This is a genomic window from uncultured Desulfovibrio sp. (assembly GCF_944324935.1).
Lineage (GTDB): Bacteria > Desulfobacterota > Desulfovibrionia > Desulfovibrionales > Desulfovibrionaceae > Desulfovibrio.
The window spans coordinates 1-20,373 of the sequence record NZ_CALUYG010000046.1; the positions used below are offsets into that span (position 1 = coordinate 1).

The 20,373-nt window shown below is 64.8% G+C and carries 18 protein-coding genes; 6 read left to right on the forward strand and 12 right to left on the reverse strand.

Annotated features, from left to right (window positions below):
• Positions 1–222: 222 nt before the first annotated feature.
• The 8 genes from Q0J54_RS10075 to Q0J54_RS10110 all read right to left on the reverse strand — a co-directional run bounded on the left by Q0J54_RS10075 (position 223) and on the right by Q0J54_RS10110 (position 8,972).
• Positions 223–1,764, reverse strand: a complete 1,542-nt coding sequence (locus Q0J54_RS10075; protein ID WP_296305342.1) for an outer membrane homotrimeric porin — start codon at positions 1,762–1,764, stop codon at positions 223–225.
• Between the two features lie 34 nt (positions 1,765–1,798).
• Complete coding sequence (locus Q0J54_RS10080; protein WP_296305343.1) at positions 1,799–2,233, reverse strand: squalene cyclase; 435 nt, start codon at positions 2,231–2,233, stop codon at positions 1,799–1,801.
• A gap of 709 nt (positions 2,234–2,942) precedes the next feature.
• On the reverse strand, positions 2,943–3,692 hold the full coding sequence (locus Q0J54_RS10085; protein ID WP_296305344.1) for a DmsC/YnfH family molybdoenzyme membrane anchor subunit: 750 nt from the start codon (positions 3,690–3,692) through the stop codon (positions 2,943–2,945).
• 4 nt (positions 3,693–3,696) lie between these two features.
• Positions 3,697–4,254: a 4Fe-4S dicluster domain-containing protein gene (locus tag Q0J54_RS10090; protein WP_296305345.1), complete on the reverse strand. Its 558-nt coding sequence runs from the start codon at positions 4,252–4,254 to the stop codon at positions 3,697–3,699.
• On the reverse strand, positions 4,251–6,521 hold the full coding sequence (locus tag Q0J54_RS10095; RefSeq protein ID WP_296305346.1) for a molybdopterin-dependent oxidoreductase: 2,271 nt from the start codon (positions 6,519–6,521) through the stop codon (positions 4,251–4,253). Before Q0J54_RS10095 ends, Q0J54_RS10090 begins: the two co-directional genes overlap by 4 nt.
• Entirely contained in the window at positions 6,508–7,086 is a 579-nt protein-coding gene (locus Q0J54_RS10100; protein WP_296305347.1) for a molecular chaperone TorD family protein, read from the reverse strand. The genes Q0J54_RS10095 and Q0J54_RS10100 overlap by 14 nt, the downstream gene beginning before the upstream one ends.
• 445 nt (positions 7,087–7,531) lie before the next feature.
• Positions 7,532–7,933: a helix-turn-helix transcriptional regulator gene (locus Q0J54_RS10105; protein WP_296305348.1), complete on the reverse strand. Its 402-nt coding sequence runs from the start codon at positions 7,931–7,933 to the stop codon at positions 7,532–7,534.
• Positions 7,848–8,972 carry a PAS domain-containing protein gene (locus Q0J54_RS10110; RefSeq protein ID WP_296305349.1) on the reverse strand — a complete coding sequence of 375 codons (1,125 nt, stop codon included), beginning with the start codon at positions 8,970–8,972 and terminating at the stop codon, positions 7,848–7,850. Before Q0J54_RS10110 ends, Q0J54_RS10105 begins: the two co-directional genes overlap by 86 nt.
• Before the next feature lie 53 nt (positions 8,973–9,025).
• Between Q0J54_RS10110 and Q0J54_RS10115 the strand changes: the two genes are divergently transcribed.
• Positions 9,026–9,475 (forward strand): hypothetical protein, encoded by a 450-nt coding sequence (locus tag Q0J54_RS10115; RefSeq protein ID WP_296305350.1) that lies wholly within the window; start codon positions 9,026–9,028, stop codon positions 9,473–9,475.
• A 483-nt stretch (positions 9,476–9,958) separates the two neighbouring features.
• Here the strand turns inward: Q0J54_RS10115 and pstA are convergent, their stop codons facing one another.
• The 3 genes from pstA to Q0J54_RS10130 form a co-directional block, all read right to left on the reverse strand.
• Positions 9,959–10,777, reverse strand: a complete 819-nt coding sequence (gene pstA, locus Q0J54_RS10120; RefSeq protein WP_346667455.1) for a phosphate ABC transporter permease PstA — start codon at positions 10,775–10,777, stop codon at positions 9,959–9,961.
• 470 nt (positions 10,778–11,247) lie between these two features.
• Positions 11,248–12,135: a phosphate ABC transporter permease subunit PstC gene (pstC, locus tag Q0J54_RS10125; RefSeq protein ID WP_296305352.1), complete on the reverse strand. Its 888-nt coding sequence runs from the start codon at positions 12,133–12,135 to the stop codon at positions 11,248–11,250.
• A gap of 144 nt (positions 12,136–12,279) precedes the next feature.
• Complete coding sequence (locus Q0J54_RS10130) at positions 12,280–13,095, reverse strand: PstS family phosphate ABC transporter substrate-binding protein (RefSeq protein WP_296305353.1); 816 nt, start codon at positions 13,093–13,095, stop codon at positions 12,280–12,282.
• 252 nt (positions 13,096–13,347) lie between these two features.
• On the opposite strand from Q0J54_RS10130, the gene Q0J54_RS10135 reads away from it, so the two are divergent.
• The 5 genes from Q0J54_RS10135 to Q0J54_RS10155 all read left to right on the forward strand — a co-directional run bounded on the left by Q0J54_RS10135 (position 13,348) and on the right by Q0J54_RS10155 (position 19,758).
• Positions 13,348–14,028: a response regulator gene (locus tag Q0J54_RS10135; RefSeq protein ID WP_296305359.1), complete on the forward strand. Its 681-nt coding sequence runs from the start codon at positions 13,348–13,350 to the stop codon at positions 14,026–14,028.
• Positions 14,029–14,064: 36 nt separating this feature from the next.
• Positions 14,065–15,867, forward strand: a complete 1,803-nt coding sequence (locus Q0J54_RS10140) for a cell wall metabolism sensor histidine kinase WalK (RefSeq protein ID WP_296305354.1) — start codon at positions 14,065–14,067, stop codon at positions 15,865–15,867.
• Complete coding sequence (pstB, locus tag Q0J54_RS10145; protein WP_296305355.1) at positions 15,864–16,619, forward strand: phosphate ABC transporter ATP-binding protein PstB; 756 nt, start codon at positions 15,864–15,866, stop codon at positions 16,617–16,619. The genes Q0J54_RS10140 and pstB overlap by 4 nt, the downstream gene beginning before the upstream one ends.
• Before the next feature lie 510 nt (positions 16,620–17,129).
• Positions 17,130–17,816, forward strand: a complete 687-nt coding sequence (gene phoU, locus Q0J54_RS10150) for a phosphate signaling complex protein PhoU (protein WP_296305356.1) — start codon at positions 17,130–17,132, stop codon at positions 17,814–17,816.
• 514 nt (positions 17,817–18,330) lie between these two features.
• Positions 18,331–19,758, forward strand: coding sequence for a DnaA/Hda family protein (locus Q0J54_RS10155; protein ID WP_296305357.1), 1,428 nt, complete (start codon positions 18,331–18,333; stop codon positions 19,756–19,758).
• 149 nt (positions 19,759–19,907) lie between these two features.
• On the opposite strand, the gene Q0J54_RS12240 is transcribed toward Q0J54_RS10155, so the two are convergent.
• Complete coding sequence (locus Q0J54_RS12240) at positions 19,908–20,207, reverse strand: hypothetical protein (RefSeq protein ID WP_367172241.1); 300 nt, start codon at positions 20,205–20,207, stop codon at positions 19,908–19,910.
• Positions 20,208–20,373 lie beyond the last annotated feature (166 nt).

Consider the following 20,373-nt stretch of genomic DNA (forward strand, 5'->3'; position numbering starts at 1 on the left):
CTTTCTCAAAAAGTATATCCCATGAAATACCGACTTATCACGTTTTTCTATCTCCACTTATCACGACGTTGTTCACGACAACATGCCACAGCACGCAGTGAGCGGCGCATCCGCGGAAGGAGGACGGATGCGTCGCTCGTGTGCGATGGCTGCACAGGGAGGAAAGTGGGGGCGGGGGATGTGGCGCGGCGGGGCCGGGGGAGACCCCGCCGGGCGTCAGGGCTAGAAGGTATAGGCGAGGATGAGCTGGGCTTTCCAGGCATCCTGCTTGCGGAAGCTCTGCTGGTTGTAGGAGCTGTGCTTCCAGGTATCGCGGTCGATCATGTTGACGATGTAGCCCAGTTCAAGGTTGGCTTCCAGGTTTTCGTAGATCTGGTAGCTGTTGACGAGGTTGAATTCCAGGAGGCCGTCGTTGGTGGTGAGGTAGGGGCCGTCCTGATTGTACGCGCCGCTGTTCCAGGCATAGGAGGAGTTCATGTACTTGGTCATGGAGGGGCTGTTGGTGCCGCCCCAGTAGGCCACGCGGAAGGTGTGCTTGAGGTCTTCCACGAAGCTCATGTCGGCAAGTTGCAGGCCGATGCCCCAGGTGCCGGCATAGGTGAGGTTCATGTCGTAGCCGCCGTTGCTGAGCGTGCCCCAGGCCAGGTTGCCGTCGCCGATGAAGGAGGTGAAGTTGCCCGCGCCGGCGATGGAGGGCAGGCGTTCGGAGCCGTTCTTCACGTTGCCGTCGTCGCCGGAGGCGTACCAGCCGAAGATGCCGGGCGTGCCCCAGTCCATTTTGTATTCCACAAGGGCCTTGATGAGCCAGCCCTGACGCTGGGTGCTGCCGCGGCGGGGATCGACGCCGCGCTTGAGCACATCATACCGGCCCAAGGCTTCCACATAGCCGTAGTTGATGTCCAGCTCGATGTTCAGCGGATCCCAGAGGGTGAGGGCGATGGGCAGACCGGCCCAGAACATGGTTCCGTAGGCTTTGGAGGTCTTGCCGAGGACGAGGCCGTCATACTCGGGGTAATAGCCCGGCAGGGTATAGTCCAGCGCGCCGTCGGACGTCTCGACGCCGCCCTCGTTGAAGCGGGCGTTCTTGCCCTGGAAGCCCAGCATGGCCCAGGGGGTCAGACTCACGCCGTCAAAGTTCAGGGGCAGCATGAGGGCAAAGAGATCCATGTTGTCCAGATAGTTGCTGTACCCGTCGCCGTAGGGCTGGCCGTCGGCGTTGAAGCCGTCGTAATTGTCGTTGAGCGGGCGCATCCAGAGGGCGGTCAGGCCCACGTTCTCGTTGAACTGGTAGGAGGCCGCCACGGCCGCGGCATCCCCGTCCATGATGGCCGAGCCGCCCGCCACGTTGGGCAGGGTGATGGCCTGCAGGCCCATACGCAGGCGCAAGTCGGTGTTGGGGACCAGCCAGTCAAGATAGGCGTTCTTCACCTTGATGACGCTGGTGCCGTCCGCGCCAAGGGCCGCGCCTTCGCCGCTCCGGCCCCAGAACTGATCGCCGATCTCGAAGAAGACCGTACCGGAGAGGGATTCCGAAGCCACGGCATCCAGTTGCAGACGGAAGCGCTGGGCGGCGTTGAAAATATCGTCGCTATCCGCGCGCCTCCGCTGCTGGCCCACGTCGCGGGTGGATTCGAGCAGGGAACCGTCGCCCGCGCCGAAGCCCACCAGCCATTCGCCCGAGGCCTTGAAATCAATGGCCCGCGCGCCCGAGGCCGCGCCCAAAAGCATGCCGGCAGCCAGCGCCAGCGTCAGAATGCGTTTCATGTCAGTTCTCCTTTTCCTGAACAGGGGTTGTGGGTCAGTGGTGTCGGGCCGTTGCGCTCGTCCCGTGCGCGGTGCCGGCCTCTCTTGCCGCATTGCGTGCCCTTGCGCGGGCTTTTTTGTGGGCGCACTTGCAGTCCGGGCAGGTCCCCCGGCATACATGCTTGGCGTTTTCGGGCATGATAAGCACCTTGTTGCCGTCCACGGCCAGATCGAAGCCCAGCCGTCCCTTGAAGGCGATGCGCTGCATGCTCACCCGGCTTTGCGGCAGGGCGGCGCGCAGGCTGTCGGCGGCCTCGTGGTCAAGGTGCGTCACCTGGCGCACGTCAATGAAAAATCTTTTGCAGGCATCCCCGTGGCTGGACAAAAGATGCAGGATGCCTTCCGCCTGCGCTTTGCCCAGCGTCTGTCCGACGTCGATGTGCAGATTGCTGGCGCTTTCCCGGCAGGCGAGGACGGCGGTCGTCTTCATGGCTGACTCCTTGCTGATGTTGCCGGCAGCGGGGAAACGGCTGCCGGAAAGGACATCGGGCCGGAGCGTGGGAAGGGCGTCGGACTGGCTGTATCATGGGGTTCCTCTGGGTCGTCGTGTCAGGATGGCCGCGGGCCGAAGCGCCGTCGCTCACGATACCCTGGCTTGCCCCGGGGGGGAAGCGGCGGCGTGTAACGAGTTGTACGGTGAACGAGCGTGCTTGTCAATGGAAATGAAAATAATTTTCAATTTATATCGTGGGAGACGATGGCAAAGGGTTTGACGCCGCACAGGGCATGCGCTACAGGCGGGGGACGCAACATCGCCGCCGGCGGGGCCCGGAGCAGGGGAGGGCAGATGACACACGTTCGCAACGGCCGGTAGTATGCCCTGCAGCTCATGCGCTATACCAACCGGCGGCTCATGCGCCGGGCCCGGGCCATCGCCACGGGCCGGCATCATCCTGTCCTGCGGCATCACCGACCCTGGTCCCGGCATTGAGGCGAAGCGCGGGCCTTGCCATATCACCGGGGCAGACAGGCAAAGGAGTGGGGCCGCGCCGCCGCTGGCTCAGGCCTGTTACGCGTTTCGCTATGTATCCGGGGGAAGGGAAACCCCTCGCTTTGCTGTCGATGCCCGGCAGGCGACGGGGCGGCCATCCCGGAAGGATGACCGCCCCGTGTGTCGTTCAGATGGTGTGCGGGATGGCTCAGTACGGCATGCCCAGATGGGTCGCGGTGTGGACAGTGGCGCTGAAGAAGGTCACCCGGACGAGCAGTGCGCCGCAGAACAGCAGGACGCCCTGAGCCGGAGCGGCCGTACGCCGGACGAGGGAGAGCACGAGGGCCGCCGCGGTCAGGACGAGCCCGGCCCAGAAGCCCGCCGACTGCCGCCAGAGAGCGGCGGTCTCCTGCATGACGGCGCTGCCCGAAGCCCAGAGGCAGGGGACGATGAGCAGCACCACGAGGAGCAGACAGATGGTCAGACGTTGCGGGCCGGGAGTCTCCGCCCCGAAGGCCGTGCCCAGCGTCAGCGCTGTCAGGGCAAAGAGCAGCAGCGGGAAGCCGTTGCTGACGGCCGGCAGGGATACGGGCGCGTAGGTGAAGCCCTGCACCACCAGTGCCGCCAGCCCGGCAAGGGCGGCGGGCAGGGCGGTGACGGCCCGCCCGGGCCGCAGGGCGGCCAGCAGGAGCAGGAGCACGAAGAGGCCGAAGACGAGGCCCTCGCGGCTCAGCCAGGAATGGCCGAGGCCGTTCAGGGCGGTCACGGCCCGCAGGGGAGCGCCGAGGTGGAAGAGAGAGGCCACCAGCCCGGCCAGAGTGGCGACGAGCGCCGCCAGCCAGAGCCTGCGCGGGACGGCCGCGCCGCCGAAGCAGGTTTTCCAGGCGGCCGCCAGGGCAAGCCCGATGCCGAGTTGGGTCAGCACCGTAAAGAAGACGAGCGGGAATTCGTAGGTCATGGGATCACCCCCTGAGCACGCGGGGCATCCGGGGCAGGATGAACCGGGTGGACGGATTGAGCCGGGGCATGGCCGGGTAGCCGGCCGGGTACTGCACGGCATTGGCATTGTCGAACGTATCCAGGTCGATGAGGGTCAGCGCGCCGGTGGGGCAGGCCTGCACGCAGGCCGGTGTCAGGCCGGCATCCAGCCGCTCGTGGCAGAGGCTGCATTTTTCGGCATGCTTTTCGACCTTGTTGAAGCGCGGCGCGCCGTAGGGACAGGAGCGGATGCAGTTGGTGCAGCCGATGCAGGTCTCCTGGTGGTGCACCACGATGCCGTCCGGCCGCTTGGTATAGGAGCCGGCAGGGCAGGCGGCCAGACAGGCCGGATCGTCGCAATGGTTGCAGGCCAGCGAGAGGAAGGCCCTGTCCCTGTGGGGGTAGATGCGTTCATCCAGGGGGTAGACCTGCCGCCAGACCATGTCGGGCGCGAGCTGGTTGAAGTTCTTGCAGGCCATGCCGCAGCCGCGGCAGCCGATGCACTTGTCCATATCCATCAGAAAGGCGTAGCGCGTGCTCATGCCCTGCCTCCGTCAGCGGGGGCGATGTCCACGAACTGGTCATGGATGGCCACGCCGGGCGCGCCCGTCTTCATGGCGCCCATGTCGGCCGCGCAATCGTCCACCACGTTTTGTACATTGTAATTCAGCTTGCGGAACCACGCCTCGTACATGACCACGCAGTCCTCGGCCACATTGCCGCTGAGGCGGGCACGGACGCGGACCTCGCCGATGCGGTTGAAAACGCGCACCATGTCGCCGTCGGCAATGCCCTTTTTGCGGGCGGACGCGGGGTGGATGTAGACAAAGGGTTCCGGGTAATACGCTTCCATCCAGTCCAGATTGACGAACTGCGAATGCAGACCGAACTGAATGTGCGGGGTCATAAGACGGAAGGGCGCGTCGGGGCGGCGGCCCTCCACATATTCCGGCAGGGCGGTGAAACCGTTCCTGGCGCAGAGGGCGGAGGAAAACTCGTACTTGCCGGACGGCGTCTTGAACGTCCGGTCATGCCACGAGGCCGAGGAGGCGAGACGGGCCTTGGCCGGGCCCTTGCGCAGCTCCTCCCAGCTCGAGATGCCGAAAAGATCGTAAATGCCCTTGTTGCATTCCTTGATCATCCATTCCTTGCCGTCCACCTCCTGCGGGAAGGTGCAGGAGCCGGGCTCCCTGGCGTTCATGGCGCGGGAGAGCAGGGCCGCAATCTCGATGTTGGACTTGGCCTCGTGCATGGGCTTGATGGCCTGCTCGTTGAGCGAGAGCCAGTAATGCCAGTAGGAGGCGTTGATGGTCCACTCCTCGAAAAGGGTGGTCACCGGCAGGACGATGTCCGAATGGCGCACGGTCTCGGTGAAGAACTGCTCCACGGAGACGACCATCTCCAGCTTGGCGAAGGCCTTTTCCAGCTTGTTACGGTCGAAGTCCTGCGCAAAGGGATTCTTGCAGGCTATCCAGAGCATCCGCAGTTCAGGGTCCCTGGCGTCCAGGATCTCCTGCGCGGTCTTGTTGATGTTCAGCGTACGGTCGCTGTAGGTCGCGGCCTCGCCGCCGGCAAAGTCGAACTCGCCCTTGGGGCCGGAGGCGCCGCGTACGCCCACGGAACCGGCGGGCTGCTTCTGGATCATGGCGTGGTAGTTGAATCCCCACGTCTGCAGATGCCCGTAGCGGGCCCCGCCGCCTTCCACGCCGATATTGCCGCTCATGGCCACAAAGGCATCGATGGCCCGGACCATGGAGCCGCCGTTGGTATGGCGCTGCATGCCGTAGCCGATCCAGACGGTGGCGGGTTTGGCGGCGGCAAACTCTTCCGTGGCGGCGCGGATGGCGTCCGCCGGGATGCCGGAGGTCTTCGCCGCCCACTCCACGGTGACGTTCGTTTTCAGGTAGGCGGCAAAGTCCTCATAGCCGACGGCGGCATTCTGCACGAAATCCCTGTCCACCAGACCGGCGTCCAGCAGATGGCGGGCCATGCCCAGCGCCAGAGCCCCGTCCGTGCCGGGGCGCACCTGCCAGAATTCGTCGGCCTTGGCCGCCGTCTGGGTGAAGATGGGGTCGATGACGAGGATCCTGGCTCCGCGTTCGCGCGCGGCGTAGAGATACTTCATGGAATGCATGGAGCACCAGGCCGGATTGGCTCCCCAGACGATGATATAGCGGGCCTTGACCAGATCTTCCGGGTCGTTGCACCACATGTCGCCGAGGTCGTAGTTCTGGGCGTCGATGCCGGCCGGCCAGCAGGGGGTCCCCACAAAGCGGGTGGTGTAGCCGAGGGAGGACATCATGCCTTCCACACCGTAGTTGGTGATGCCGAAATTGCCGGAATACTTGGTCAGGCCCAGGCCGAGCAGGTTGCCGTCGCGCTTCTTGATCTCCAGGATCTTGTCGGCGATGCGGCTCATGGCCTCATCCCAGCTGATGCGCCGCCAGTTGCCGGAGCCCCGTCCCTCCTGCAGCATGGGATATTTGATGCGATCCGGGCTGTAGATGCGGCGGGGGTAGGTGTAGCCCTTCACGCAGAGCCCGCCGTTGGTGAAGGTGGATTCCGGCGCGCCTTCCACGAACTGCACCACGCCGTCACGGACGTAGGTCTTGATGCTGCAGGTATCGTAGCAGTTGCGCGGACAGGCGTTGCGAAAGACCTCATAAGCCGAGGGATCGAAGGGGGCGGCCTCGGCCGGATGCGGCCGGAGCAGACTGCCGGGGCCGGACCCCAGCACGCCCGCCGCGCCGGCGGCCAGCAGGCCCTTGAGAAAGCCGCGGCGGCCGGCGAGATGTTCATGCGTTTTCATAAAGACTCCTTTGCAGACTTGCGGCACGCCAGGCGTCGAGCGCGTCCAGCACGGCCAGCAGCTCAGGCGGCGGGCCGGCCCGCCGCGCCCGCTGGAGAAAGACGGGCAGCCAGCGGCCCAGATGTTCCTCGCAAAGCCATTGCAGGGCGTCACGGGCGGCGGGGCGCGTGGTCTCATCATCCAGCAGGAGGGTCAGGGCATGCCAGGCTTCCAGCTCGTAGGGCAGAAAGTCGTCCGGCTGCCCGCCGTGCGGCGCGGCGAGGCCCAGACTGTGCAGCAGGGCGCGCATGTCCAGCGTGCTCGGGCCCATGTGCAGGGGATCGTCATCCAGATAGATGGACGCGTACGGGGGGGCGGGCAGCGCCTCAGGGCCCACGAAGAGCCGGTTGAAGGCATATTCCAGCCGTGCGGCGTCGCTGTCGTCCAGCCGGGAAGGGGAAAAGCCCTCCGGCATATGGGCGGCAAGGGCGTCATGGGCCGCGCGCATCTCCTCCCGCGTGGCGGCGGCGAAGAAATCACGCAGCAGCTGCGCCGTACGGCGCAGGGACATCATCTGTTCCGACATGGGACCTCCGGTATGACAGGCGGGGAACCGTCGTTCCACCGCCAGTCTGCCCCGGCGGCGCAGGCGATGCCAGTGAGATTGTTCGGTGAGGTATCGGGTAGACGCATCTACCCGATCAGAGAGGAGAGAGGGGAGGGGCGGGTAAGCCTATTCGCTGTCTGTTTGGGGGGAAGGGGAACCCCTCGCTCTGCTGTCGATGTCCGTAAGGCTCCTTCGTCGCCTGGGGCCTGCGAGTACAAATTTTACAAATAATTTCTCTAAATAAGACGAATACGTCGTACACGCTCCGTTTGTCTTTGGGGCGGGGCTGTCTCATGCCCCTGAGTCTTCCCCGGTAAAAGCGCGCTGGGGAGGGGATAGGGGGCTTGGGGGGAAGGGGAACCCCTTCCGCGCCGGCGGAGGGGTTCCCCTTCCCCCCAAACAAAAGCAGATAGCCTCGCAGGCCCTACGCCGTTTCGCCGCCATTGCGGAGCAGATGGACGGCAAGCTGGGTATCGTGGCCGCGCAGGCCGAGCTTGCGCCGGATGCTGCGGCGATGCGTCTGCACGGTCTCCGGCGAGATGTTGAGGAGCCCGGCGATCTCCTTGGAGCTGTGGCCCGCCCGCACGAGGCGGCAGACTTTCAGCTCCGCCAGGGTCAGCCGGTTCAGGCCGGCCTGGGGCCGTCCGTCGTCGCTGTCGGCAAGGCTGGAGCGCAGGCTGTCGCGCACGAGCCGGATCAGGGAGGCGCGCGCGGCGGCATCCGGCTCCTTGCCGATCTGTTCAAGAGCGGGCAGCAGCACGCGGCGGATATGGGAGGAAAGCTCGTCGCGGCGGCTGTCCCGCTCGGCATGGATGGTGGAGAGCACCGTGCGGAGCGTGATGTCCAGCTCTTCCAGGCGGCGCTTTTCCTCCAGCAGGGCGGCGGCATGGCGGCCGATGGCCTCCTCCATCATTTCCCGTTGCAGGACCTGCGGCGTGATGTTGGTGAGCAGGACGAGATATTTCCCCGGCGCTGGCAAGGCTCACGCCGCCCAGCGAGGCGATGGACAGGCGGAAGAACAGGCCGTCCCCGAAGGGGCTGACTTCCACCGTCTGGCCGATGGGGTAGTAGCGGAAGAATTCTTCCGGGCTTTCGCCCTCCAGGCGCAGGGCCTCCCAGACGGGCTTGCCCTCGATGCCTTCCCCGGCGTATTGACGCAGGGAACGGTTGGCGGTGGCGATGCGGCAGCGCTCGTCCATGACCAGCACGCCGTCGGAAGTGGTGTTGAAGATGTTTTCAAAGCGGCATTTTTCCAGCGTGAGCAGGCGCAACAGATCATCCTGTGGGGAGCCGGCCGCCGCGGGGGCGGGCTGCTGGACGCTGGTCATCTCCAGCAGACCGGCGTCCGTCCAGAGCACTTCAAAGGCGTGGGCATGCAGGCGCAGGAACTCCGTTGCCGCCGGGATATGATCCGCGGGGATGCCGGAACAGAGCCGCGGCAGCAGGGCCAGCGCATCCTCAAGCGCCATGATGAAGGTCTTGAAGCAGCCGAGGTACATGCCTGCGCTGACGCCGCGCCGGCAGTGCCGCACCCCGGCTTGCAGGAGGGCGTCGGCCCAGCCGTCGGCATTCTCGCGCAGGGTTTCGAAGGTGGTGGGCCGCTCCGCGCCGGCATGCCGCAGCACAGGTTCCAGGAAGGACCGGCAGGCGGCCACGCAATCATCGCGCCGGGCCGTGGTGAAGGACAGATACCCCGCCGCCTGCATGCGCAGGGTCCAGAGCTCCAGAAAGCTTTCCATGCAGACGTCGAAGCGGGCAAGCACGGCCGCGGCCTTCCGGCGGGCCGGGAGCGACGGCGCGAAAAGGCCGGAAAAGACTTCGGACGGCGGAAGAGAGCGGCGACGGGCGGAAGATGCCTGCGGCATGGCTGATGTCCCCGAAAAAAACTGTGCGGCCGGACAGGTCCGGGAGGTTGACGATGACGTGTGTGACGATGCTCTTGTGCTTGTTTCTTCTTTTTCCCTGGCCTGTCAAGGCCGCGGAGGCCGTCGGAGGGCGGCCCCCGTCCGCCGGAGAGGCGTCCGGCAGCCTTGCGCGGGGGACGCGGGCCTGTCTGCCCGCCGAGGCCCGTTGCGGGGAAACCGTGCAGCTCACGGCGGATCAGCCGCCTTTGCCCGGCGGTACGGCCTTTGCCGGCGTGCAGATACGCTGGACGCAGCGGCCGGACGGCAGGGAGCCGGATGTCCTGCCCGGCTTCCCGAAGAGCGACATCCGTTTCCATGTGCCCGGGCGCTATGTCTGCACGGTCGCCGTGGGCTACGTCAGCAAGGGGACCTGTGCCGGGGCCGTCTGGCATGAGCGCGGCACGCACACGCTGGAGATCCGCGTGCTGCCCGCCATCGCTCCTGCGGAGACGCCTTCCCGCTAGGCGCAGAGTGCCAGCACATGCTGGTCATCCTCCGCGCAGGCATGCGGCTGGAGGGTGAGGACATGCCGCATGACTGCGTGCCGCAGGACGCGGCCTGCAGATCGTTTTTCAGCGATTCCGCTATGATGTCTTCGCTCTTGCGGGATGGTGCGGCGGAAAGCTTCGTGGCCGGCGGGGCGTTGCGGCGCTCGCGTGAAGGTGGGCGGATGCCTGCCGCCGGGCTTCCCTCTGGTCATCCGCAACGGCGGCCCCGTTGGACGGTCGTGCATGTGCGGCAGGGCTGCCGCCGCTCAGCGGCCAGCTGGCGGCCGGGCACGCTGTTTCCCGCTGGATGAGGGGGGTGCCCCCAAGGCCCGCCCCGCCGCCAGCCGGATCGCCTCTTGCGTGGAATTCGTGGAAGGGCTGCCGGCGTGCGGCGGATGCTGGTCGGGGGTTGCCTTTTCCCTGGTCTGAGCGGGCGGCATCGCTCCCCGCATGCCGGGCTCAGCGTTTCTGTTGCAGACGGTCGCGCAGGACGATGGCGGCAAGGTTCATGCCCAGCACCAGCAGGATGAGCACAAGCCCCGTCCCGTATTGCAGGGGGCGGGTCTTTTCGATGTCCGTTCCGGCGGTGGCCAGCACATACATATGGTAGGGCAGGGCCATGACGGCGCTGAACAGGGAATCCGGCGACTTGGGCGTGGAAAAGACGGCGGCCGTGAACATGATGGCCGCGGTCTCGCCGGCGGCGCGGGCCACGCCGAGGATGGCCCCGGTGAGCATGCCGGGCAGGGCGCAGGGCAGCACCACGCGCAAAATGGTCTGGTAGCGGGCCGCGCCCAGCGCCAGCGAGGCTTCGCGGTAGGTGGCGGGCACGGCGCGCAGGGCCTCTTCCGCAGTATTGATGATGACCGGCAGAGTGAGCACGGCCAGCGTCAGCACGCCGGAGAGGATGCAGACCCCGAAGCCGCAGAAGGTCACGAAGAAGGACAGGCCGAACAGACCGAAGACCACGGACGGCACCCCGGCAAGATTGTTGACGCCCAGCCGCACATAGCCCGCCAGACGGGATCTGGCGGCGTACTCGTGCAGATAGACGGCGCTCAGCACCCCCAGCGGAAAGGCCAGCAGCAGCGCGCCCAGCGAAAGGATGGCCGTCCCGATGATACAGGGCAGGATGCCGCCCTCGGTCATCATCTTGCGGGGCGGCTCGCTGAGGAATTCCCAGGACAGGGCGGGCAGGCCCTGCGCCAGCAGAAAGACGCAGATCCCGACCAGCACCAGCACGTTGCACGCGGCGATGAGGCGCAACAGGCCGAACATGGCTTTTTCCGTCAGCAGACGGCGCGAGGCGGACGAGGGAACGGTGTCGGATGGAGCGGAAAGCGGGGTGGACATGGTGTCTCCTGTCGTATTTTTCTGGGAGGGTGGCGCGAATACGGGCAAACGGGTATCCGTTCCAGGGTCTGTTAACGCTATTCGCTGCTTGTTTGGGGGGAAGGGGGCCCCTCGCTCTGCTGTCGATGCCTGTAAGGCCTTACGGCCTGACAGGCACGGCCCTGAGGGCCGCCTTTCGGTCGCCGCCAGCGCGGGAGGGCCCAGCCTTTTCGCAGCGAAGCGAGAAAAGGCGTTCTCGTAATCCTTCCCCCCAAGCTCCCCATCCCTTCCCCAGCGCGCTTTTATCAGGGGAAAAGCAGGGACGAGAGGCGTATTGCCCGTCAGGGCAGGCGGAATATGTACATCTGACTTTCTGTATATAGTGAAATAATTAGTAAAATTTGTGTTAACAGACCCTAGAGGCTGGAGCTGCCCGCCTGCCGGTGCTTCTCGGCGATGCGGGAGGCGATGAGGTTGAAGGCCAGCGTCAGGAAGAACAGCACGATGCCGATGGCGAACAGGGCGTGATAGTGATCGCTGCGGAAGGGGGCTTCGGCCATTTCCGCGGCGATGGAAGCGGGCATGGGGCGTACCGGATCGAGCAGGGAAGTGGGGATGATGCCCGCGCCCCCGGCGGCCATGAGCACGACCATCGTTTCCCCGATGGCCCGCGACATGCCCAGCATGACCGCCGTCCCGATGCCGGACAGGGCGGCGGGCACGGTCACGCGGCAGATGGTCTGCCAGCGGGTCGCGCCCAGCGCCAGCGAGGCTTCCCGCAGGGTGCGCGGCACGGCGTGCAGGGCGTCTTCGGAAACGGAGCAGATGGTGGGCACGCTCATAATGGCCAGCACCAGCGCGGCATTGAGCAGATTGAGGCCCGTGGCCGCGCCCAGCACGTCCTGGAGGAAGGGGGCCAGCACCACCATGCCCAGAAAGCCCAGCACCACCGAGGGCAGGGCGGCCAGCAGCTCCACGAAAGGCTTGATGAGGCGTCGCACGGCGGCGGGGGCCACCTCGTTGAGATAGACCGCCGTCAGCACGCCCAGCGGCACGGCCAGCAGGGAAGAGAGCGCCGTGACCGCCAGCGAGGCCGCGATGAGCGGCAGGATGCCGAAGAGGCCGGGATCTTCCGTGGGATACCAGAGCGAGCCGAACAGAAAGTCCGTCAGCGGATAATGGGCAAAGAGCGGCAGCCCTTCCATGAAGAGGAAGAGCACGATGCCCGCGAGGGCCAGCAGGGAACTGCCGGCCACCACGGCCACCGTGCCGCGAAAAAGGCTTTCCTTGGTGCGAATGTGCATACAGACTCCGGTACTTCGCGAGGCGTCGGCGTGAAGGGTTGGCCCTGATAAAAGCGCGCTGGGGGAAGGATGGGGGCATGGGGGGAAGGGATCCCCCTCCCGCGCCAGGCGAGGGGGTTCCCTTCCCCCCAATACTGACAGTTCCTACTGCTTCAGCGGCACATAGCCCACGGCGAGCACGTCCTTCTGTCCCTTGTCGGGGGCCAGCAGGTGGTCCACGAGCTGCTTCACGCCGCCGGCGGGCGCGCCGTTGGTGACGATGTAGAGCTCGCGGGCAATGGGCCACTGCTTGCTGAGCGCGGTCTCGGGCGTGGCCTTGACGTCATTGACCATGAGGTCCTTGACGGACTTGTCCAGATAGCCCAGCCCGATGTAGCCGATGGCCTGGGGATTCTTGGACACGGCCTGCACCACGGCCCCGTTGGAGGCCTGCATGAGCGCGGCCGGGAAGACGCGGGTCTTGCCCATGACCAGCTCCTGCCAGCATTCAAAGGTGCCGGAGGAGGTGTCGCGGCTGATGACCACGATCTTGCCGTCCTTGCCGCCGAGCTCCTTCCAGTTGGTGATCTTGCCCGCGTAGATGTCGGCAAGCTGGGCCGTGCTGAGGTCGTTCACCGGGTTGTCGGGATGCACCACCGGCACGATGGCGTCCACGGCGATGGCCGTGGTGACGGGGTCGACGCCGTTTTTCCTGGCGGCGGCCATCTCCTTGTCCTTCACATGGCGGGAACTCATGGCCACGTCGCACTGTTTTTCCAGCAGGGCCTTGATGCCGTTGCCGGAACCGCCGCCGGAAATGGTCAGATGCATGTCGGGATGAGCCGCCATGAAGGACTCGCCGGCCTTCTGCATGACGGGCAGGACGGTGGTGGAACCGTTGATGGTGATGTCCTGCGCTTTGGCAGGCGCGGCAAGGCAGCAGACGGCGGCCACAGCGGCCAGGATCTTACCGAACGACATGAGTTTTTCTCCTTTTGCTCCATGATGGTCCGCGCGGGGAACATCCCCGTGCGCCGGCTTCTTCTCGCCTGTCCGTGTTACAAAATGGCGTCACGCCGGCGACGCTTGGGCGACAATGTGGTATTTTCAGCTAGTTTATTGAATTTAAATGAAAAAAGAGATAAGTGGCACTCCGCCGCTTGTCACGGGATTGTAACCGTGCCATCACGATTATGGCGCAATGCCGCGCTTAACTGTCGCAACGCAAGGAGGCTGACTGTGGCGACCATTCTTATAGTGGAAGATGAGGCCGATATCCGCGAGCTGGTGCGTTTCCATCTGGAGCGCGAGGGCTACGCCGTGCTGGAGGCCGCCGACGGCCCGGACGGGCTGGAAAAGGCACAGACGCATCTGCCGCAGTGCGTCATCCTGGACGTGATGCTGCCGGGCATGGACGGCTTTGAAGTCTGCCGACGCCTGGCCTCCGGCGAGGCCACGGCCCAGATCCCGGTACTGCTGCTCACGGCCCGCGGCGAAGAGGTGGACCGGGTGGTCGGCCTGAGCCTCGGCGCGGACGATTATGTGGTCAAACCCTTCAGCGTCCGCGAACTCATGCTGCGGGTCAAGGCCATCCTGCGCCGCACCGAGCGGGGCAGCCGCGCGCCCAGCCTCAGCCGCAACGGCATCGTGCTGGACGGGGTGGCCCACTGCGTCAGCGTGGACGGGGAGATGATCAATCTCACGGCGACGGAATTCCGTCTGCTGGAAGACCTCATGCGCCATCCCGGCGCGGTGCGGACCCGCGAGCAATTGCTCAATACGGTCTGGGGCTACAGTTTTGAAGGGTATGCCCGCACGGTGGATACCCATGTGCGCCGCCTGCGCCAGAAGCTGGGCGACAAGGCGGACATGGTGGAGACCGTGCGCGGCGTGGGGTACCGCCTGCATGCCTGACGGGCGCGGGCACGCATAATCTCAACAGGGACTGGCATGATGAGACATCTCTGGTCATCCTTCCGCTTCAGGATATTCTGTGCGGTGCTGGTGGTGGCGCTGGCATCGGGGGTCATCGGCCTGTTTTCCGTGCGGGCCTTCCTGCACGACGAACAGGTGGATGGTTTTCGAAAGAACATGCTGCGCCATACCAGGCTGGCGGCCTGTCTGCTGCAGGAAGCGCCGGATCTGGAGCAGGGCATGCGGCTGGTGGAAAAAAGTCTGGATGACTGGCCGGTGCGCTGCTCGGTATCCGACGCGCACGGGCACATCCTGCTGGAAAGCGCCAGAGGCGTTCGCCCCGAAAGCATGGACAATCACAGCGACCGGCCGGAGATGCGGCAGGCCGCTGCCGAAGGCGCGGGCTTCGCCATCCGGCACAGCGCGACGCTGGGGCTGGACTTCGCCTATGCCGCCGCCGCGCTGGACGACGGCCGCATCCTGCGGCTGGCTCTGCCGCTGCCCGTGCTGGAGGACGCCATCTCCGACCGCATGAGCGCGCTCTTCCAGGTGGCGGCCGTGGCCGCGGTGGTGGCCGTGCTGCTGGCCGTGCTGCTGTCCGGGGCGCTGCGGGCGTCGCTGCGTTCCATGATCGACATGGTGGAGGCCATTTCCCACGGCAACTTCCATCGGCGCCTCTGCCGCCTGCCGGGGCAGGAATTCGCCCCGCTGGTGGAGGCGGTGGACCGCATGGCCACCAATATCGAACGCGAGGTGCGCCACTCCGCCGATCAGGCGGCACAGCTCGAAGCCGTGCTCGACACCATGAGCGACGGGGTGCTGGTGCTCGGCCCGCAAGGGCAGATCCGTCGCTGCAATGCCGCGCTGGTCCGGCTGTTCCCCGTGGTGGGGCGGCAGCTTGGCGCGCAGGTCATCGAGGCCATCCCGCATCCGGCCCTTCAGGCGGCCGTGGACAGTCTGCTGGCCGAAGAGGTGGACGACGAGACGCTGTCGGCCCAGCGCCAGCTCACGCTGGAACTTTCGTCCGGCGTCAGTCTGGCGGTGGTGCTTTCCCGTTCCGGGCTGGCCGAGGACAGGCTCGGGCTGGTGGCTGTCTTCCACGATGTCAGCGCCTTCGTCCGCCTGGAGAAAGTGCGCCGGGATTTCGTGGCCAACGTCTCCCATGAGCTGCGTACGCCGCTCACGGCCATACAAGGCTCGGCTGAGACCCTGCTGGAGCTGGAGGGGACCCCGCAGGAACGCCGTTTTGCGGAGATCATCTATCGCCACGCCTGTTCCCTTTCCCGCATGGTGGACGATCTGCTGCAACTTGCCCGCCTGGATGCCCAGCCCGCGGGGCCGCTTGAGGACGTGGCCGTCTGCCCCGTGCTGGAGCTCGTGCAGGGGCTGTGCCGCAGCCAGATGGACAGACGCGGCCTGCGGCTCGTGGCGCAGGTCCCCGACACCTGTACGGTGCGCGCCAATGCCCGCCTGCTCATGCAGGTGTTTCGGAACCTGGTGGAAAATGCCTCGCGCTACGCCCCCGAGGACAGTGCCATCCGCATCTTTGCCCTGCCGGAAGGGGAGATGTGGCGTTTCCGGGTGGTGGACGACGGCCCCGGCATCCCGGCAGCCGACCAGAACCGCATCTTTGAACGCTTCTATCAGGTGGAGCGACACCGCAGCCAGGGCGGCACCGGGCTGGGGCTGGCCATCTGCAAGCATGCCGTGGAGCAGTGCGGCGGACGCGTGAGCGTGTGCAGTCCCGCCCCTGACGGCAGCACCTCCTTTGAATTCACGCTCCCCCGTGCCGGGAGCGCCGCCCCCGTCACCGATCCCGTCAAGGAAGAAAACGCATGAACCCCAGTCTCTCGGCCCGCCAGGTCAATGTCTTCTATGGCAAACATCATGCGCTGCATGATGTGCATCTGGATTTCTTCACCGGCAAGGTCACGGCCCTCATCGGGCCGTCCGGCTGCGGCAAGTCCACCTTCCTGCGCTGCCTCAACCGCATGAACGATCTTGTGCCCTCGGCGCGGGTGGAGGGCTCCATCCTGCTGGACGGCAAGGACGTGAACACCCCGTCCACCGACGTGGTGGCCCTGCGTCGCCGGGTGGGCATGGTCTTCCAGAAGCCGAACCCCTTCCCCAAGAGCATCTTTGAGAACGTGGCCTACGGCCTGCGGGTCAACGGCCTGTCGGACCGCCGCCTCATCGAGGAAAAGGTGGAAGCCTCCCTCAGGCGGGCCGCTCTCTTCGACGAAGTCAAGGACCGGCTGGGCGACTCGGCGCTTGGCCTCTCCGGCGGGCAGCAGCAGCGCCTGTGCATCGCCCGCGCGCTGGCCGTGGAGCCGGAAGTCCTGCTCATGGACGAACCCGCCAGCGCCCTTGATCCCATAGCCACCCGCAAGCTGGAAGACAGCGTGCAGGAACTCAAGGACGGGCTGACCATCATCATCGTCACCCACAGCATGCAGCAGGCGGCGCGCATCTCCGACGAAACGGCCTTCTTCTACATGGGCCGCCTCATCGAACACGGGACCACCGACGCCATCTTCACCCGTCCGACCCAGAAACAGACCGAGGATTACATCACCGGACGTTTCGGGTAGGGCTTGTTCAGTATTGGTTGCCTATTTGGGGGGAAGGGAACCCCCTTGCGCGCCGGCAAGCGACCGAAAGGCGGCCACAGGCCGTGCCTGTTAGGCGACGAAGGAGCCTTGCAGGCATCGACAGCAGAGCCAGGGGGGCCCTTCCCCCCAAGCCCTCCAACCTTCCCCCAACGCGCTTTCAGAGCATTTTGCCTTTGAAAAAGGCAAAATGCGAGGCGGCAGCACAGCGCCGCCCGGCCCAAAGTGAGCGGAAAAAACGCGTTTTTTCCGCGAAACGACAGGCCGTATGGTTTGAAACGCAGCGCGTTTCAAACGGAAAATGCTCTATTTTGACGGATGGAGCGATGCGGAGGAGCTGCCGCTTTCCCGCGCCGGCAGTCCCCCGGCAGCATGAGAGAGGAAGGGCGGAGAGGGAAGCGGCGCGTTTTTTCAAGGGCCACGCCTTGCAGAGACAGTCATTTTGCGGGTGGGACCGCTTACCGGAAGCCCGCTCTTCAGGAGGATTTTTCCATGAGACATCAGGAACAGTTTCCCGGACAGGCCATTGCCGGCCTGCGTACCCGTCTGCTGGTCATGAGCGCCGCGGTCGGCATTGCGCTCGACGAGAGCTTTCGCGCGCTGGACGAAAAAAGCCCGGCTCGCGCGGCGGCCGTCATCGACGGGGACAACGTCATCGACGATCTGGAAGACGAGATCGATGAGCAGGCCCTCTGCCTGCTGGCCCGCACCCAGCCCGTGGCCCGTGATCTGCGCTTCGTGGTGGGAGCCCTGCGTATGGTCGCCGATCTGGAACGCATCGGCGACGAGGCCGTCAGCATAGCCGAACAGGCCATCCTCCTGCAGGATCTGGGACAGCGGCCCGAGATGCCGGAAGAACTGCGCCGCATGCTTCGCCGTACCCGTGCGGCCTTCGACATGGCCGAGGAGGCCTTTCGCAACCATGACGGCTCGGTGGCCCTGCGCATGCGTGATGAGGATGACGATGCCGTCCAGAGCGAGGTGCTGGTCATCCATCGTCTCATGGAGCGTCTCACCTCCACGGCCGGCAGCGATCCGCACTGGGTCATGCACTACATCCTCGTGGTGCACAGCCTGTCCCGCATCTGGCGGCGGGCCGTCAATGTGGCCGAGCATGTACACTTCATCACTCAGGGGCAGAGTCTCAAGCACGGCGGCGAAACCTGCCGTGACGCCTGAGGCTCCGGCGGGCGCATCCGCCTTTCCTGTTCCTTCCCTCCCGTCCGGGCGGCCGCGTGCCGCCCTTTTTTATTGTCCGTTTCTGCCGACCCGGTACACGTCCGGCCGCGGGACATCGCATGGGGAAAACCTGGCGGTCAGACCGGGAAAGGCAATTCTCTAGAAAAAAACAAGATTTTTTTTTCAGCCCCCTTGACAGGCGCAGAGGCAGGACGACCCTGCCTTGCCAAGGGCGGCAAGAAAAATGGAGAAAAAATGAGAAAAATAGAGAAAATAAAAATAATGATTGTGTATATCTTGTCACAATGTTTTGCGGAAAAAAGTGTGGAAAGCCGTTGTCATGCCGGATTATCAGGTACTTCGCTGACGGAATGGCAAAAGGGCTAAATAAAAAAAGTATTATATTGTAAATAATTACAAAAAAAGACTTGGGGAAGGGAAAAAAAGCCTTTGGGCATATCTGCACATTTTCTTCTCATTGCTCCTGTTTTGGCGCTTCGGGTATAGAAAGCGCATGCAGGAACAATGGCAGAAAATACAAAAAATCCTCGAAAATCTTATGGAGGCCGGCCCGTACAAGGTCTGGGTGGCTCCTGTCCAGGCGACCATCGAGGGGACGACGCTCCGTCTCTCCACGGTGTCCGCCTTTGCCGCCCGCCGGTTGCGCGAACAGTTCGAGCCTCTGATCCGGGAAGCCGCTGCCGCTGTTCTTGAATGCGAACCCGCCGCCCTGACGCTGGAATTTGCCGCCCAGACAGCCGTGGAGACGGCCTCTCCCGCGCCTCTCCCCGTGCAGCCCGGCAGCGAGGGGCAGGCGTCGCCTGTTTCTGCACCGGATACGCCCGCGGCCATGAGCGCCCAACAGGGCACTTTGCCGCTGGGGCTCGCCCCCATGCCCAAGGCCCGCCCGCGTTTTCGCTTCAGCTTCGATGATTTCGTGGTCGGCAGCAGCAATGAGATGGCTGTGGCCGCCGCCCGGGACGTCTGCAAGGCCGACGGCTTCGTGGAGACCCTCTTCGTCAGCTCGGCCCCCGGGCTGGGCAAGACCCATCTGGCGCAGGCCGTGGGATTGAGCCTGCAACAGGACGGCGAGGGCGCCCGGGTGGGCTACCTCACCGCCGAGGAGCTGACCTCCCGTTTCGTCCAGGCCGTGCGCCAGCGTGATGTGGAAAGCTTCCGCGAGCAGATGCACCAGTGGGACGTCCTCCTGCTGGAAGATGTGCACTTCCTGCAGGGCAAGGAAAAGATCCAGGAAATGGTGCTCAATCTGGTCAAGAGCCTGCAAAGCCGCGGCGGCAGGGCCATCTTTACCAGCACCTTCACGCCGCGCGAACTCTCCCGCCTTGACAGTCAGCTCGTGTCACACCTTTCCGCCGGCATCCTGGCCCCGATGGATCGTCCCACGCAGGAGATGCGGCGCGAGATCCTCCAGCGCAAGGCGCGCAGCTTTCAGGTCATGCTGCCCGACGAGGTGGGCGAACTGCTGGCGGGCCGCCTGACCGGAGACATCCGCCAGCTGGAAGCCTGTCTCAACAATCTGGCTTTCAAAGCCCGCCTGCTGCACAAGCGCATCAGCCCGGAAATGGCGCTGGAAGTGCTCCAGCAGTTCGCCGGGGCCGAGACCGTCCCGGACTGGGACGACATCGTGGCGCTCGTCTGCAAGATCTACGGCCTGAGCCTGCGACAGCTTGAGTCCCGCTCCCGCCGTCAGGAGTGCGTCATGGGCCGCAATACCATCTTCTATCTGGCCCGCAAGCACACCGATCTGTCCCTGGCCGAGATCGGGGACCGCCTCAATCGTACCCACTCCTCCGTCATCAAGGGCATCACCAGTCTGGAACGCGAACTCGCCCGCGAAAGCAGCAAAGGCCGCCAGATCGCCCGCGCCCTCGACCTCATCGAACGCAACGCCGGTCTGACCGCCGCCGCGCGTGCCGTGTAGGCGCACCTTTTTGTCGGAAGGTTTTTTGTGGGGGAAAGGGGGACTTTTTGCGGCAGATTGTCAAACGAAAGTTGACACACAGAAGCCCCCGTCTTCCCTCATTTTTTCCACAGTTGTCCTGTCACCGAACTTCTTGCGCGGGCGGTGGTTTATGAAGGCCACCGCCCGCGCTGTCTCGTGCTCCCAAGGCCCCTGAAGTTTCGAGTGCGGGGGAAAAATTGCCGGAGCAGGCCGTTTGTCCGCTCATTGAGCCCCCGCTCTCCGGGGCAGCCGGCGTGGCGGAAAGAGCTTGCCGTACCAAAATGGTGGTCCATCCGCTTGTCATTGAAAAATTCCCTGCCCTGGTCATAGGTAATACTTTTGAAAAACCAGGCGGGAACTCGTGAAAAAAGCTGTTTGATCCCTGCCGCGACAACGGTGCTTGAGCGATCCGCGCTGTACGTCGCCATGAGAAAACCGCTCTTGCGTTCGACAGCTGTAATGCGGCAAGAAAAGCCGTCCGCTTTCCCGCGTTCTTATTTTTTGAGGCACGCCAGTTGGCCCGCCTTTGAGCGGCCTGTGCATCATATCTGCCGTTTTTCTTGGCGTTTCGCCGGACTTCCCTTGAAATGGCCG